The sequence below is a fragment of the Pedobacter sp. ISL-64 genome, from assembly GCF_018613605.1.
In the GTDB taxonomy this organism is placed as follows: domain Bacteria; phylum Bacteroidota; class Bacteroidia; order Sphingobacteriales; family Sphingobacteriaceae; genus Pedobacter.
Genome location: NZ_JAGGPU010000010.1, coordinates 45,186 through 61,356, shown reverse-complemented (window position 1 = coordinate 61,356; position 16,171 = coordinate 45,186). Strand labels below are relative to the sequence as shown.

Here is a 16,171-nt window from a genome sequence, read left to right as displayed (position 1 = left end):
CCGATGTAAAATCGGGACAGGGTGACGGATTTGTCTATTTAATATTTTCCATCCAATTCTTACCTTCGGTAAACCTGGCAATTAACATCGCCGCAACATTATCACCAGTAGCATTTAACAAAGTAGCCATCGGATCAACCAAAGTTCCGATAATCATAGCTGGTGGCAGCGCTTCTGGTGGTAATTGGTAAGCCGAAATCATTAATAATTCACCAATATAACCGCCATTTGGTATTCCACCTTCTACAATACTGACCAAAACAGTAATACCCAATGCCAAAATAATGGTATCAACATGTACTAAATCTTTACCAAAAATGGCAAAAACAACCGCAATTTTAACAATAGAGCTTATACTCGATCCATCTTTATGCAAGGTTGAACCCAATGGAATCGTCACATTGGTAATATAATCTGGTACGCCCATTTTTCGTGCACCTTCTAAATTTGCCGGAATAGTGGCAATACTGCTACAGGTTCCGATTGAAGTTAAAGATGGCACAATGTTATTTTTCCAAAATACTTTTATCGCTTTAAACCCTCCTGCAACAAAAGCATATAAGGTGAAAAAGACTATAAAATAAAATGCGCCAACTCCATAATATAAACCTAAAGCTTTTGCATAGGTTCCAAAAAGCTGTGGACCAAAAACACCAACCTGATAAGCAAAATAAGCACCCAAACCAATAGGGCCTAATTTCATAATCAAAATGATGAGTTTTTTCATCACTTCGTTACCCGAAACCAGGAAGTTTTTAAAACCATCGCCCTCTTTACCAGAATATAGCGTAGAAAAACCAACTAATACTGAAAAAATAATCAGTGCAAGCATGTTTTTCCTACTTCCTATCTCGAAAAATTCTCCTACTGTTAAAAGTTGGGTCATTTGTTCTCCGAAAGACTGTATTTTTTCAGTTTCAGCTGGTAAAGGTGTATTTCCTAATTGCTGGTGGATAGGAAAAATCCAGGTAGCAAACAAGGTTAAAACAGCAGAAATTAATACCGTTGATAGAAAAACCAAAACCATTACGGTCAGTAATCTTCCTAGTTTCTTTGTCCGATCTATATTGGCAATTGCCGATGAAACTGCAAAAAATACCAATGGAATAACAGCTGTAAACAACAGGTTTAAAAATATATCACCCAACGGTTTTATACTTTCAACACTTTTCCCAAAAATTAAACCCACAATACTTCCAACAGTTATTCCCGCCAAAAGCCATAATAAGCCTGAGTAATTTTTAAGGATGTTGTTTTTTTTCATATACTTATTTTTTCGTCATTGCGAGGCACGAAGCATCTTAATGCGTTCGCTGGTAGCGATAGTTGTAAGATTGCTTCGTGCCTCGCAATGACGATTTATTTACTATAATCCCAATTCTGCAGAAATATCCAGCATTCTTTGTATTGGTTTACGGGCAAGCTCAATAATATGCTCTGGTACAGTTACTTCTGGCAAACCATTTTTAATACATAAATATAGTTTTTCTAAAGTATTTCTTTTCATGTACGGGCAATCGTTACAAGCACAGCTGTTGTTCGGCGGCGCCGGAATAAATGTTTTTGTTGGATTCGCCTTCTCCATCTGGTGGATAATCCCACTTTCGGTAGCCACAATAAATTCGGTAGCCGGATTGGTAATCGTATATTTTAAAAGTCCGGTTGTTGAACCGATATAATCAGCCATTTTCAAAACCACTTCTTCACATTCCGGGTGCGCAATAAACTTAGCATTCGGATGGCGTTCTTTCAGTTTTGTAATTTTCTCCTGTGAAAAAATTTCATGAACCATACAGGCACCATTCCACAACACCAAATCTCTTCCGGTTTTCTTGGCTACATAAGCACCTAAATTTCGATCGGGACCGAAGATTATTTTTTGGTCTTTAGGTAAACTCTCTACAATTTGAACCGCATTGGTACTGGTACAAACAATGTCACTTAAAGCTTTTAATTCGGCCGTGCAGTTTACATAAGTGATGACCAGGTGATCTGGATATTTTTCTTTAAACTTTCTAAACAAATGCGGCGGACAACTATCTGCTAATGAGCACCCTGCTTTTACATCTGGTAATAAAACTGTTTTATTAGGCGATAAAATCTTTGCCGTTTCGGCCATAAAATGCACGCCTGCAAACACAATTACATCAGCATCTGTTTTTGCAGCTTCCTGAGATAAGCCTAAACTATCGCCAATATAATCTGCAATATCCTGAATGTCAGGTTCTTGATAATAGTGTGCAAGAATAATGGCATTCTTTTCCTTTTTTAATTTCTCAATCTCCGCAAAAAGATCGAGGGTAGGATCAATTTCTTCTTCTACGAAACCTTTTTTATTGATTTCTTCTAAGACATCTATGTTCATTTTAAAATTTTCCTTTTTTGAATTTTGACGTTGGTCCAAAGATAAAGCTTTCAACGTCTCAATAATTAATAAGTATTTTTAAATAAATAAATCTTGTTTGTTTATTAGTGTGTTAGTATTGTTGGCAAGTTTCGAAAAAAAGTTCTTTTATATAAGTTGTTAATCGTTTACTAACATTTAGATTACATTTCTTTAATATCATAAGTTTGATTTTCAGCACTATCGAAAAGTCGCTCAATTTTTATCAATACCCGAATGTTAATTGTTTATAAGTGGGTAAAAAGTTAATTACTTGTACAAAGGTGCTCAAAAATTACTTAAAAGATTGTGGCAAATTGTCTTTTTAGAGTAGCTTTAAACATTCAAATTTATTTGTTAGGATAATTTAGACACAGAGTTAACATTTATCAACTAGTTGTTAACATCGTGGATAAAGTAAATGTTTTTATTAATGAGAAAAGTAGATTTTCTGGTAATTGGTTCAGGTATAGCGGGTTTGAGTTTCGCACTTAAAGCTGCAAAGTTTGGTAAGGTTTTAATTGTTACTAAATCGAACGAAGACGAATCGAATACAAAATACGCTCAGGGCGGTGTTGCAGTTGTGGTAGATAAAGGTGATTCTTTTGAGAAACATATCGATGATACTTTGATTGCGGGCGATGGATTATGTGATGAAAAAATTGTGGAAATCGTTGTAAAAGAGGGGCCTCAGCGTATTCAGGAGATCATTGATTATGGTATTAACTTCGATAAAGATAACTCGGGTTTTTACGATTTAGCTAAGGAAGGTGGGCACTCTGAACACCGTGTTTTACACTATAAAGATATCACGGGATATGAGATAGAAAGGGTGTTACTGAATGAAATTCATGAGAATAACAACATAGAGATATTAACACATTACTTTGCACTCGAGTTAATTACCCAGCATCACCTGGGTGAATTTGTGGATAAACGTACCGAAGATATTAACTGTTATGGTATATATGCCTTTAACACAGAGCTTAACGATGTGGAAAAGATTGTGGCAAATGTAACAGTAATGGCTTCGGGTGGTGCCGGACATGTGTATTCGGCCACAACAAATCCGGTTATTGCAACAGGTGATGGTATGGCAATGGTTTACCGCGCAAAAGGAAAAGTGAGGAATATGGAGTTCATTCAGTTCCATCCAACAGCTTTGTATCATCCTGGAGAGTACCCATCGTTCCTAATATCGGAAGCTGTTAGGGGTTTTGGTGGTGTTTTAAGACGTAAGAATGGAGAGGAGTTTATGCATGAATATGATGAACGTAAATCATTGGCACCACGTGATATTGTAGCCCGTGCAGTAGATAATGAAATGAAGAAATCAGGTGATGACTTTGTTTACCTTGATATTACCATGCGCAAGAAGGCTGACATTCTGAAACACTTTCCTAATATATATGCCAAATGTTTATCGATAGGGATAGATATGACGAAAGATTATATTCCTGTTACACCTGCATCTCATTATATGTGTGGTGGTATTCTGGTTGATGAATATGGTCGCTCTTCAATTAAAAATCTTTATGCCTGTGGCGAATGCTCTTCTACAGGTTTGCATGGCGCTAACCGTTTGGCATCCAATTCCTTATTAGAAGCTACGGTTTTTGCACATCGTATTTACCAGGATGCTATTGAAAGCTTTAAGAATAATGTTATTCCAGATCATATACCTGAATGGGATTCGAAAGGGGTTACCCAAAGCAATGAAGATGTATTGGTAACGCATAACCTTAGGGAACTACAAAAAGTTATGGGCGATTATGTCGGTATTGTCCGTTCTGATTTCCGTTTGGAAAGAGCACATCGTCGTTTATTTTTAATTTATCAGGAAACAGAAGAGTTTTATAAAAAGAATAAGGTTTCAGTTAAACTTTGTGAATTGCGTAATGTAATTCAAACAGCTTATCTGGTGATCAAATCTGCCATGCAACGAAAAGAAAGCAGGGGATTACATTATACTACCGATTATCCTGAACATGCAAAAGAACTGGTAGATACTGTTTTTTAATGTGGAATCGTCATGCTGAATTTAGTTCAGCATCTACGTATCATATATACAATACATAAAAACACCCTGAAATAAATTCAGGGTGACGTAAAATAGAGTTATGCCTTTAATACTACCCGTAAAAGATAAATACCCTGAAATTGGAAAAGACAATTTTATTGCAGAGAATGCCACTATAGTTGGCGATGTAGTGATAGGCGATAAATGTTCAGTATGGTTTAATGCCGTAATTAGAGGCGATGTAAATGCCATTACGATCGGAAATGAATCGAACATACAAGATGGTGCGGTAATTCATGCAACTTACTTAAAAGCTTCTACACACATCGGAAATAGAGTATCTGTAGGGCATAATGCTATTGTACATGGCTGTACCGTTCAGGATAATGTTTTAATCGGTATGGGGGCCATTGTAATGGATCATGCGGTTATAGAAGAGTATTGTATCATTGCAGCCGGATCTGTAGTACTAGAAAATACCATTTGTGAAACGGGTTATTTATATGCCGGTACACCTGCAAAAAAAATAAAGCCCATTACTGATGAGCAAAGGGCTTTATTAAATAAGTTGCCCGATAATTATATCATGTATGCGGGTTGGTTTACCACGTGATAGACGTCATTTCGAGCGGAGTGCAACGTAGCCGAGAAATCTGTATAGGTAGATCTCTCTCCCGAAAGTTCGGGACTGCACTTCAGTCGAGATAACGGCTTTTTTTACTTAGTTGGAGGTGCGGGTATCACCAATGGATCTTCACGTTCCCAGTTCGGTTTTAAATCCATTAAAGCTTTTAAATACCATACTTTTTCGGGCTGATATCCTTCTTTAACATTTCCGGTATCCCAGATTCCATTTTTATTATCATCATAAATTACCCTGAGCATATATTTGCCCGCCGGATATTTAGAAAAAGTAACTTTTGAGTTTTTGCTGACTGGAAAAGATTTTATGATATCCTTTTTTTCATTTAAAAACTGCACAACATATCTTTTCGAAGTATCTGGAACAGTTACATTTAATACCAGAGTGGTATAAGCATCCGAACTTTCGAGTGAAAAACGTTTGGTTACATCTTTATTTTTAGCATTGAATATAGTTGTAAAAGCACCTGCAGCTAACTTTAAATCATAGGTTCTTTTATTTTTCCAGGGATATTTAATGTAATATTTAAGAAAATCAACACTGTCTTTTACTACCTCAAAAGTCGTCCGTTTTACTGAGTCTTCTAAAAGTGTGATTTTAGATGGATCTGCAGCCGCCGTTGGAAAAGGAAAGGTTAGGGTTAACTGTTGGAAAGGGTTTAACTTGCCGCCCAATAAATTATCAGAAATAGTTACATCGCGTGTGTAAGTGTCTTTTTTACCCCGGGTAAAGTTTAAGGTCTGTAAAACTTTACCTTGATCTTGTATGGCAACTTTAACCGAATCGAAGCTTAAGTCTTTTAGCCATATTTTGGCGGTATCATTGTTTTTAGAGAAATGGACAAACTTGCCTACGTCTACAGCTGGTGGGTCTGTAATGGTTATTTTAGGGCTTTTAAGCTGCTGGTTAAAGGTGATTGATATACTGCCGTCATTATTTAGTTTTCGGTCTAATACGCGGAATTCTGGTGCTAACTCTTTAAAAATCTGCAGATCTACGTTCTCTATATTTTTATCTATTACAATAGGCTCTTTTACAAATCCAACTTCGTCCGAAATCTGCTGGTATATTTTATCACCTCCTCCGCTACTTTCTTTAACCGCATATACTTTATAAGTACCTTTTCTTAGGTTATTTAATTTGTACGTTCCGGCACTATCAGTAGTGGTATAAATTGACGGACGTTTTTTTCCAAAAATGGTATCTCTTTCTAAAGGCAGAATAAATACAGTAACTTCCTTCTCAGGTTCGTCTGTTAGCGAATTAATTACCTTGCCGCTTAATGATAACGAATCTATTTCTGGGCCGGTAGAAAAAACATAAGATAAATTTTTAACTACGTTTCCTTCGTTAACATCAGCTACAGACTTTCCGAAGTTTAAGGTATAGGTCGTATTTTTTTCTAAAGAATCCTTAAGATTAATTTCTAATCTTTTTTGCCTCTTTTTTAACTCAGGAGTTTTTTCCTGATCGGGTGAAATTGAAAATTCTTTAAACTCATCTTTAAGATTAAAATATTCATCAAACTCGATTACAATTTTTTTAGCATTAAAATTCCTCGTTTGATTTTTTGGAGTCATGCTTAAAACTTTTGGCGGCTTTGTATCTTTTGGCCCACCTTGTGGTGTTTGTATACTTGCACAACCAAAAAATAGGAGCAGGGTTGTAATAACCGCTAAATTTTTAAGGTTAAAATACTGAGCTTTTAAATTTGGCATATTTTAAACGTTCTGACGAATTTTTATACTTTTTGGAACCGTAATATTAAAAAATCTTTTTTTTGGTCTGTATCGCTTTATTTTAAGTCTGTTTTTAAAGTAGTTAAAGCATTGATAATCAATTACTTATTAATATAAACCATTAAAACTGATATATCTGAAGGTGAAACGCCTGAAATCCGTGATGCCTGACCTAAAGTACGCGGTTTGATCTTAAATAATTTTTCTCTGGCTTCTTTTGAAATGGAAACAATTTTATTGTAATCGAAATCTGGTTTAATTTCTTTGTCTTCCATCTTCAGCATCTTGGCTACAATTTCATTTTCCTTTTCAAAATAACTTTCGTATTTAATTTTGATTTCTGCTTGCTCAATCGTCTCGTTGTCTAAATCTTTTGTGGCTTCCGCAAGCGCTTTGCTTACTTTAATCAGATCAGGTAAACCAACATGAGGTCTGCCAACCAAACTGTGTATTTTTACATTTTGATTTAAAACGCTCGATCCTAAACTTTCTAGCATTGGATTCGCATCGCTCATTTCGATACCTTGGTTTCTGGTGAACTTAACCAAAGCATCAGCATTTGCAATTTTCTGATTTACCTTTTCTAAACGTTCATCCGAAATTAAGCCCAGCTCATGGCCGATAGGAGATAAGCGGATATCAGCATTGTCTTGCCTCAATAACAAACGGTGTTCGGCTCTCGATGTAAACATACGATAAGGTTCTTCTGTTCCTTTTGTTACCAGGTCATCAATTAAAACACCAATATAACTGTCAGATCTTTTCATGATCAGTTCATGTTTATCTGTGATTTTTTGATGTGCGTTTATACCAGCCATGAAACCCTGACAAGCTGCTTCTTCATATCCTGTAGTTCCATTGATCTGTCCGGCTAAAAATAAATTGCTGATCAATTTGGTTTCTAGTGTTAAAGACAATTGGGTAGGTGGGAAGAAATCGTATTCGATAGCATAGCCTGGTCTGAACATTTTTGCTTGTTCGAAACCTGGTATTAACCTTAGGGCTTTAAATTGTACATCTTCCGGAAGTGATGTTGAAAATCCGTTTACATAAATTTCACAAGTATTCCATCCTTCAGGTTCAACGAAAATCTGATGCCTGTCGCGTTCAGCAAAGCGGTTAATTTTATCTTCAATGGATGGGCAGTACCTTGGTCCTAAACCTTTAATTCTTCCAGTAAACATTGGTGATTTTTCGAAACCTTCTTTTAAAGTTTCATGAACATCTCCATTAGTGTAAGTGATCCAGCAACAACGTTGATCGGTCGACACTTCGGTATTAGTATATGAAAATTTACCTGGGTTTTCATCTCCCCACTGTTCTTCCATTTTGGTATAATCCAAACTTCTTCCATCCACACGTGGGGGAGTACCGGTTTTCATTCGACCTGCTTCCATGCCTAATTCAACCAGTTGTTCTGTAATTCCTGTTGATGCTCTTTCGGCAGTTCTACCTCCTCCAAATTTCTTTTCTCCAATATGCATTATGCCATTTAAGAAAGTTCCATTGGTAAGTACTACTGCTGTACTTTCTATCTCGATACCTAAAGATGTTTTAACACCATATACCGTATTATCTTTTACCAACAGTCCAACAACACTGTCCTGCCATATATCAAGGTTAGGTGTTCTTTCTAAAGCTAAACGCCATTCTTCTGCGAAACGCATTCTATCAATCTGTGCTCTTGGGCTCCACATGGCAGGGCCTTTTGACTTATTAAGCATTCTAAATTGAATAGTCGATTTATCAGAAATAATACCTGAATAACCACCCATGGCATCCACCTCGCGAACGATCTGTCCTTTAGCTACGCCACCCATGGCAGGGTTACAACTCATTTGGGCAATCGTGCCCATGTTCATTGTTATTAATAAAACAGATGATCCTAAATTGGCAGCGGCAGCAGCAGCTTCACAGCCTGCATGACCAGCACCAACAACAATCAAATCGTATTTTGAAAACATTTTATTTTATATTTCTTTAATGTTCCACGTGGAACAATTGGTTTTTATACTATATTACGTCGTGTTAAAAATAATTTTTGCACAGCGATTGTGTGATGTTCCACGTGAAACATAACGTGGAAAACATCTTTCAATTATACTTTGGTTATTCTGAAAGCTCGAGCCAACGTATGGTTAACTCGTCAAGCTTTGCCTGAAGCAATTCTATCTCGTTGGAAACTTCCTGAATTTTTACATAGTCGGTCGCGTCAATTTTAACTAAGCTTTCGTTAAGCGAAGCTATTTTATTCTCCGTTTCAGTAATGCCTTTTTCATTCTCTTCCAATTCTTTTTGCTCCTTGAAACTTAATTTTTTTGCTGCTTTAATTGGTGCTTGTTCTACAGCAGGGGCAGGGGTTTTCTTGGTTTCTGTTTTTGCTTTTGGTTGTTCTAAGCTTAAACGGTATTCAGAATAATTACCATTATAAATTTTAACCACACCTTCGCCTTCCATGATAAATAGTTGATCACTCATTTTATCAAGCAGGTATCTATCGTGAGAAACCAGCATTAATATACCAGGGAAGTTTTCTAAAAATTCTTCAAGAACGTTTAGGGTGTCGATGTCAAGATCGTTTGTTGGCTCATCCAAAATTAAAAAATTTGGATTTTGCATTAGCACTTTCATCAAGTTCAAACGTTTCTTTTCACCACCACTTAATTTCTCAACCATACCATGTTGTTTCTTCGGAGGGAAGAGAAATAGGGTTAATAGGGCAGAGGCCGTAATCACCGAACCGTCAGCCATCTTAATATATTCAGCATCCGATTTTACAATATCAATTACTCTTTCTTTTGGATCGAAAGTTAAACCACCTTGTTTGTAATAACCAAAAACGGTTGTATCTCCAGTGTCAACTTTACCAGCATCTGGCTTTAATTGACTTGTAATGATATTTAGCAAAGTAGATTTACCCGTTCCATTCTTTCCTGCTAAGCCAATTCTGTCTCCTTTTTTAAAGGTGTAACTAAAATCGTTGATTATTGGGCGCCCATCAAATGCTTTTTTAATGTGTTCCATTTCAATAATCTTCCCGCCTTGACGAGACATCTTCATTTGGAGGTTAATACTCTGATTATCAGACTTTTTCTTTGATTTTTCCTCCAAATCGTAAAAAGCATTGATTCTGGCGTTAGATTTGGTTCCGCGTGCCTGCGGCATGCGTCTCATCCACTCCAATTCTTTCTTTAATAGCTGTTGGTTCTTATGTAAAACCGTTGCGTCTAAAGCTTCCCTTTCCGATTTCTTCTCTAAATAATAAGCATAGTTTCCATTATAGTTGAAAATTTTACCTCTATCTAATTCAACAATGGTATTGCAAACATTATCCAAAAAGTATCTATCGTGGGTAACGAGTAAAATTGTTTTCTGTCCGGTGGTTAACAATTTCTCCAGCCATTCAATCGTATCAATGTCCAAATGATTCGTCGGTTCATCAAGCACCAAAATTTCTGGATCTTCAATTAAAAGTTTAGCCAGTGCCAAACGTTTCTTTTGTCCGCCAGATAGGGTAGATATTTTCTGCTGAAGATGAGTAATGCCCATTCTGTTTAAAATGGTTTTAATCTCATGTTCATATTCCCAGGCATTGTGTTCGCTTAATTCTTCATATAAACGATTAAGCGTTTTTTCGTCTGGATTAGGGTCTTCAATTAATTCTTCATATTCCTTAATTAACTGTTGTTGTTTATTCTCAAGAGAGAATATGTGGTCGCTAATAGAAAAACCTTCAGTAAATTGTGGTTCCTGATCGAGAAAACCGATTTTAACAGCTTTATTTTTTACAATTTTACCTTCGAGCGGAGGGAACCTTTCTGCCAATAATTTCAAAAGTGTACTCTTACCCGCACCATTAATTCCAACCAACGCCACGCGCTGACCAGAGTTAATACCCAAGGTTAAATTTTTAAATAGCCATTCGTCATGATAACCATGACCTAAGCCTTCTGCCGCAATTAGTGTGCTCAATTTTTTTGTATTTCGGATTTATAAAGGAAAATTAGTGCAAAAGTAAGTATAAAATATTTGGAACGGCATAATCAAATTGTAAAGCAATCTGTATCAGTTAAAAATGGCAGAATATTGATGGATAAGTTTATTGGTTAAATAACCCGATTTATCATTGGCTGTGTTGATGTAGATTAACTTCTTTAGTCACAGGATAAGGTTTAATACGAAGGTTATTTATCTTTTGTATCTGTTTTAAAAAGAAAACAGCGGTTGGACTCGCTCCACCGCTGCTTCAATCATTAACTAAAACTAAACTTTATCTTGTGTGATGCTTAGAAAATAGATTCTAAACATCATCTTAATTTTTAAATCTTTTTGCTACTGTTTTGAATATAAGACTGCGGTAGACAAAAAAAGTTGCACAAGGTTTTGATGTATTATACAAGTGCAGACTAATTGTCGACGAACACCCGTAACTGTTAGACGAACGGGAACCAAGGGGTCGGAAGGATGTCCCAAACAAATTGATAACAATAGATTTAAAATTACCTGTTAAAATACATACCGTACTGCGAAGTCTGATTGAAAGAACTGGCAAAAAACTTATGGAGAAATAACAGTTGAGACGGGTTTAGTTCGGAGTTGGTTCGGACTTAAGACGGAGTTGTGACAATGGTACCCGAACAAAGCCTGCTTAAACTCCGAGATTTATGCATTACAAAATGCAAGTAATGGTTTACTTGAATGGAAATTAATAATATGGAAGTAATTTGCTTTGGTCAGTTGGTTCTGCCATGCGAATTATAAAAGGCTAGTAGATAAACTGAAAATGAATGTAATGTGTAACTAAAGAGAAGCTTAGATTAGGTCAACCTCTACTCTATACCCTAAATGCTCATCTTCTTTCTCGGTCATAAGGGTTTTAGCCGCTTTTCCTTTGTCTTTGTAACCCAATAAATGCAGGGTGCCGTGAATCATAATGCGGCAAACCTCATCAAATTCCAGTGTTTTGAAGGTTTTGGCATTTTCTTTAACGCGTTCGATACTAATGAAAATATCGCTTACAATCTGTTTTTCTTCTTCAGAGTTATCGAAAGTAATGATATCGGTGTAGGTATCGTGGTTTAAATATTGTTGGTTGATGCCCAACAGGTATTCGTCGCTACAGAAAATGAAATTAAGTTCCTGCAATTTAAAGCCTTCTTTTTCAATGGTAGCTTTAATCCACCTTTTCACCTTAAGTTTTTGAGGAAGACTATAGCTCACTGATTCTGTGAAAAATGATATTGCAGGCATATTGTGGTATTTATGGCTGCAAATTTAAGAAAATATTAAACGTTAAAAGGCATCTGCTGATTAGGAGATTATTTTCTTTTGAATTTTAGTTTGGGGTTTCTTGCTGTATGAAAAACTGCGAAGATTATAATTTCCTCTCCTATAATCTCAAATATTAGTACGTATGGAAATTTGTTCAGGACTAAATGGCGGTAATTCTTTTTTAGTTTTTGGTAATAAAGTGGATTCTTTTCTAATTTAGTATAGCATCTACTTAGTTCTGCCAGAAATAAATCTCCTAGGCCTACTTTTTGTTCTTCATACCAATCATAAGCATCTTTTGCCATTTGAATAGCAAGGGGCTTTATCTGAATGGTGTACATTACAGTGTTTTAAGGCCTTTAATAATATCCAAAGAATCCTGTTTATTGTAAGATTTAGTTTTGCCATTAATATGAAGTTTTCTTTCTCTATCAAGAATCTCTAAATGTTCTTCAGACAGGGTAAAAGACTGTTCGTCCTCAATTTCCCTCTCCAGGAGAGTATAAATCGCCTTTATCTTATTGTCTTCTGCATCAGATAAATAGGTGATCAATCTTTGTCTTATTGCTGTGCTTGTCATAATATCAAATATAATAAAAAACCCCGTGGCTTATCGCTCCATATTCAACGATTTCAAATACTCAGCAATTTTATTTTTATAGTAGTAGTTTAAACTTGGCGGCAGCTTTTGCAGCATATCATTACCGTTTTGTTGTTGTTTTTTAAACTGATCGACCATTTTTTGGTATGATGGCGGAAATTCCTTAGCGGCCTTACTTTCTCGTTTAGCATCTTCTTCCTGATCGCGTTCGGCTTTTTCTGCCTCTAATAGCTTGGTTAAGAGGTCTTTTTGCCTGTTTAGGGTTTCTTGTTGCAAACGTTTGTTAACCAGATCGCTCTCGGTCTGTTTCATTTCTTTAATGGCTTCATTTAGGTTGCCCATTTTACCTGTGCCGTCTTTGTTCTCTTCACGATTGATCTTTTCGAGCGCCTGACGGATCATTTGTTGCTGCTGAGCCATCTTACCAAACTCCTGGCTCATTTGTCCTTTGCCAACTTTTCCTTGATTATCTCCCGATTTTTGCATTTGCTCCCGGGCTTTTTGCATGCTTTTGTTCAGCTGTTCCTGCATCTGCGAAAGCTGCTTCATCCCTTGCTTTTGTTTCTTTCCACTGCCACCTTTACCGTTTTTCTGCATATTTTGCAGCTGACTTAGCGCTTCACTCAACATCAAGATCAGATTATTGATAGAAGTCATGGTAAACTGCTGAAAACGATTAGCCTCAGGCGTTCTTCTATCACCCAAACTTTCCAAACTTTTATCCAGGTTGAAATTGATTTTGTTCATCTCCTCGTTAACCGTCGATTCTATCTGCGGAACGCGTTTGCTTAAACTGTATAAGCTATCGGCAATAGTTTTAAGGTTATCTTTAATGCTGCGCTGTTTCTGAACGTTGCTGGTATATGAAGGATCGGCCGCGGTCATTTTCTTTAAAGTAAGCATTACTTTTTCCTGATCGAAAGAAGTGGTCAATAAGTTTTCCAAGAGGCGGCGCAACTCTTTAGCATTGAGGTTGTTTTCCATTTCTTCACCCTGTTGCTGCATATCGCTCATTTTTTTAGAAAGCTTTTCCATCTGTTCGCCAGCTTTTTGCTGTTTCTGGCTTGCATTTTTCGAATCTTTTTTATCTAAAGCATCTTTACTGCCTTGTTGTTCTTTTTGTATATCCTGCATCTCTTTTTCAGGGTTTTCGAAAGGATTTGGCCTTTCAAGGGATTGATTTTTTTCTTCCAGCTTTTTTAGATCATCTTTCAGGTCTTTCATCTCCTTGTTAAGTGCATCCTGTTTTTGCTTTAACGATTCGTTATCCAGCTTTTTATCTTTGGTTTGCTCAGCAAGTTCCTTCTGTTCTTTAGCCATTTCATTAAAACGGTCGATATCAGTTTGAAGGTTTTGTTCAAATTCTAGTTGCTTATAGAGCTCTAAGATCCTGTCGAGTTCGTTTTTAAGGGTTTTATTATCCAATTGCATTTTCGAGAGTTCGTTCTGCGTTTGGTCTTTATTTTTTTCATTCATCAGGTTTTGCAGCTTTTGCAAAAGTTCTTTTGTTTTCTCATCCAGTACATTATCAAACAGGTCTTTAATCTGTTTCTGTTTTTCCAGAAGCTCTTCAGTTTGCTTTTGATCCTCCTGTTGCTGGATATTTTTATCGTTCTGCTCTTTTATTTCTTTTACAGCTTCATCAAGCTGTTTTTGTTTGTCTAGCAGGGCTTCAATCTGTTTTTTATCTTCGAAAGAAATCTGTTTTTTATCAATGAGGCTTTCGGCCACTTTTTTACTTTCTTTTTCGATGGTATTGGCCAGGCGGATGGCCGATTGCATTTTCTGTTTTAAAGCCTGGTTGCTTGCATTTACCTGTTCGGCAGTTTCTTTTTTAGTAGGCTGTTTAAAGGTTTTTATTTCCGAACGGGTAACTTTTGCTCCATTTACGCCGTCATTATCAGCTACTTCAAAATAATATTCAATTTCCTGACCAGGTTTGGCCGATGCTGTTTTTAAATCCCAGAAATAGAAAAAGCTATTTTCTGTTGCATTGCTTTTAATGGCAATGTTCTTGGCAACCGTACTAATTATGTGGTTATTTTCTTTGATGTTGTACTTAAAACTTAAGCGGCTAAAACCATAATCATCAGTAACCTGACCACTGAAATACAAGGCTTTATTACTCACAGAGTCAGGCTTTTCTTCAACGTTGATACCCGGCGCTTGGTCTTTAACAACGGTAATTTGGTGTGAAAGTGAATCCCTGATTGTTACGTATTGATTTTTAGGCGTGATGCTATATTTTGAATTATTCCTGATGGTTGCATTAAAAGCGGATTCGTTATCCTCAACTTTTAAAACATTTTCAGTTCCATTTAAAATAAACAGCAGTGAACTGCTCTGGCCGGTTTTAAAGTTCCAGGTAACTTTTGTGCCTTCGGGTAGGAGCATATCGCCAACATTGGCAATCAGTTCCTGTTTTTTGCCCAGATAAGCAGGGTAATTTAAAGTTGCGGATGCATTTAGTAGTTCAGGGCGCGGTTTAACCGAAACAGTAAACACAGCTGAACTAAAGCCACCACCTTTAAAAACCAGTTTTTTATCGCTCTGTATATTCTTGATACTGTAATTAAACTTGCTGATATTTTCTTTTTCGAGTTTATAGGTGTTTTTTCCGTCTTCAACGTAAATTTCGGCAGGAAGTTCATCACCTGCCAGTTTAACGTTTAGCGTTAAATCATCACCCTGGGTAACAGTTAAACTCTTATTTAAAACCGTGAAACTGAAAGGTGCTTTAGGCGCAATGTATTCATCATACTTAAAAAAACTGTTTGTACCCTCGCGTAAAATAGCAGGTGCGATAATGGCAATTAGGAGAATAATAGAAAGGGGAACAAAAAGATATTTTAAATATTTCCGGTTATCGTTAATGCTAACAGCGGTGTAAAATGGAACAGGTTTAAGCTCCAGAATTTTTTGATCGATACTGGCGAGAATGAGGTGGTTGTTATCAGGATGATTTTCAGATAAATGATGAAGTTGTAAGGTATTTAATAGTTTATCTTTAATATCGGAAAAGTGATTTCCGATGATAACCGATGCTTCGTCGAAAGTAAGGTGTTTGCCCAATTTGAGCATCGAAAGTAATGGTTTGATGATTAGAAAGCCAACAAGTAATGCCCCGATAAGTAAATAGGCAAAAAATACAAAGGTTTTAAAACCCGCAGTTGGATTGAGGTAATAAAGACTCAAAAAAACAACTAGATACAGGCCTAAAAGGATGGTTGCGGCATAAATACTCCCACGCAAAATTTTATTCAGGTAAAATTTGCGGATAAACTCGTCAATCTTCCGTAATAAATCGCTGTAGTTATTGCTCACCATATCACCGTAAATGTAAAAATAGTTCTAATCAATTGAAAGAAATCTGCAATAAGGTAACGTGTTTATTTCAAATGGCTTATAATTTCCGCTTCAATTGCAATTATTTAATAAGGAGCGGAACTTTGGTTAATCATCATCACCAAAAATTAGCTATAACAGCACATTAATTTAAAAAATATTATCTTGT

11 protein-coding genes are annotated in these 16,171 nt (G+C 36.3%); 2 read left to right on the top strand and 9 right to left on the bottom strand.

Annotation, left to right across the window (positions count from 1 at the left end; all coding sequences use genetic code 11):
* Nucleotides 1-34: 34 nt before the first annotated feature.
* Both J7E57_RS14425 and nadA read right to left on the bottom strand, forming a co-directional pair.
* Complete coding sequence (locus tag J7E57_RS14425; RefSeq protein ID WP_215165123.1) at nucleotides 35-1,264, bottom strand: dicarboxylate/amino acid:cation symporter; 1,230 nt, start codon at nucleotides 1,262-1,264, stop codon at nucleotides 35-37.
* A gap of 102 nt (nucleotides 1,265-1,366) precedes the next feature.
* Nucleotides 1,367-2,365: a quinolinate synthase NadA gene (gene nadA / locus J7E57_RS14420; RefSeq protein WP_215165122.1), complete on the bottom strand. Its 999-nt coding sequence runs from the start codon at nucleotides 2,363-2,365 to the stop codon at nucleotides 1,367-1,369.
* A gap of 451 nt (nucleotides 2,366-2,816) precedes the next feature.
* Between nadA and nadB the strand changes: the two genes are divergently transcribed.
* Together nadB and J7E57_RS14410 are read left to right on the top strand one after the other, a co-directional pair.
* The gene (gene nadB, locus J7E57_RS14415; protein ID WP_215165121.1) at nucleotides 2,817-4,403 is read left to right on the top strand and encodes an L-aspartate oxidase; all 1,587 of its coding nucleotides are present in this window, start codon (nucleotides 2,817-2,819) and stop codon (nucleotides 4,401-4,403) included.
* A gap of 100 nt (nucleotides 4,404-4,503) precedes the next feature.
* Entirely contained in the window at nucleotides 4,504-5,016 is a 513-nt protein-coding gene (locus tag J7E57_RS14410) for a gamma carbonic anhydrase family protein (RefSeq protein ID WP_215165120.1), read from the top strand.
* A 104-nt stretch (nucleotides 5,017-5,120) separates the two neighbouring features.
* Here the strand turns inward: J7E57_RS14410 and J7E57_RS14405 are convergent, their stop codons facing one another.
* The 7 genes from J7E57_RS14405 to J7E57_RS14375 form a co-directional block, all read right to left on the bottom strand.
* Nucleotides 5,121-6,764: an Ig-like domain-containing protein gene (locus J7E57_RS14405; protein WP_215165115.1), complete on the bottom strand. Its 1,644-nt coding sequence runs from the start codon at nucleotides 6,762-6,764 to the stop codon at nucleotides 5,121-5,123.
* 122 nt (nucleotides 6,765-6,886) lie between these two features.
* Entirely contained in the window at nucleotides 6,887-8,749 is a 1,863-nt protein-coding gene (gene mnmG / locus J7E57_RS14400) for a tRNA uridine-5-carboxymethylaminomethyl(34) synthesis enzyme MnmG (protein WP_215165113.1), read from the bottom strand.
* A 145-nt stretch (nucleotides 8,750-8,894) separates the two neighbouring features.
* Nucleotides 8,895-10,757, bottom strand: a complete 1,863-nt coding sequence (locus J7E57_RS14395; protein WP_215165112.1) for an ABC-F family ATP-binding cassette domain-containing protein — start codon at nucleotides 10,755-10,757, stop codon at nucleotides 8,895-8,897.
* 840 nt (nucleotides 10,758-11,597) lie between these two features.
* Nucleotides 11,598-12,035, bottom strand: coding sequence for an rRNA maturation RNase YbeY (ybeY, locus tag J7E57_RS14390; RefSeq protein WP_215165110.1), 438 nt, complete (start codon nucleotides 12,033-12,035; stop codon nucleotides 11,598-11,600).
* A gap of 68 nt (nucleotides 12,036-12,103) precedes the next feature.
* The gene (locus tag J7E57_RS14385) at nucleotides 12,104-12,397 is read right to left on the bottom strand and encodes a type II toxin-antitoxin system RelE/ParE family toxin (protein WP_215165098.1); all 294 of its coding nucleotides are present in this window, start codon (nucleotides 12,395-12,397) and stop codon (nucleotides 12,104-12,106) included.
* A complete protein-coding gene (locus J7E57_RS14380) occupies nucleotides 12,397-12,636 on the bottom strand; it encodes a hypothetical protein (protein ID WP_215165096.1) in 240 nt (79 codons plus the stop codon). Before J7E57_RS14380 ends, J7E57_RS14385 begins: the two co-directional genes overlap by 1 nt.
* Nucleotides 12,637-12,666: 30 nt before the next feature.
* A complete protein-coding gene (locus J7E57_RS14375; protein WP_215165094.1) occupies nucleotides 12,667-15,984 on the bottom strand; it encodes a DUF4175 family protein in 3,318 nt (1,105 codons plus the stop codon).
* Nucleotides 15,985-16,171 lie beyond the last annotated feature (187 nt).

Excerpts from the sequence above, each read along its gene's own strand:
- J7E57_RS14425 (WP_215165123.1), bottom strand. The coding sequence starts at position 1,264 with ATGAAAAAAAACAACATCCTTAAAAATTACTCAGGCTTATTATGGCTT.
- nadA (WP_215165122.1), bottom strand. The coding sequence starts at position 2,365 with ATGAACATAGATGTCTTAGAAGAAATCAATAAAAAAGGTTTCGTAGAA.
- nadB (WP_215165121.1), top strand. The coding sequence starts at position 2,817 with ATGAGAAAAGTAGATTTTCTGGTAATTGGTTCAGGTATAGCGGGTTTG.
- J7E57_RS14410 (WP_215165120.1), top strand. The coding sequence starts at position 4,504 with ATGCCTTTAATACTACCCGTAAAAGATAAATACCCTGAAATTGGAAAA.
- J7E57_RS14405 (WP_215165115.1), bottom strand. The coding sequence starts at position 6,764 with ATGCCAAATTTAAAAGCTCAGTATTTTAACCTTAAAAATTTAGCGGTT.
- mnmG (WP_215165113.1), bottom strand. The coding sequence starts at position 8,749 with ATGTTTTCAAAATACGATTTGATTGTTGTTGGTGCTGGTCATGCAGGC.
- ybeY (WP_215165110.1), bottom strand. The coding sequence starts at position 12,035 with ATGCCTGCAATATCATTTTTCACAGAATCAGTGAGCTATAGTCTTCCT.
- J7E57_RS14385 (WP_215165098.1), bottom strand. The coding sequence starts at position 12,397 with ATGTACACCATTCAGATAAAGCCCCTTGCTATTCAAATGGCAAAAGAT.
- J7E57_RS14380 (WP_215165096.1), bottom strand. The coding sequence starts at position 12,636 with ATGACAAGCACAGCAATAAGACAAAGATTGATCACCTATTTATCTGAT.
- J7E57_RS14375 (WP_215165094.1), bottom strand. The coding sequence starts at position 15,984 with ATGGTGAGCAATAACTACAGCGATTTATTACGGAAGATTGACGAGTTT.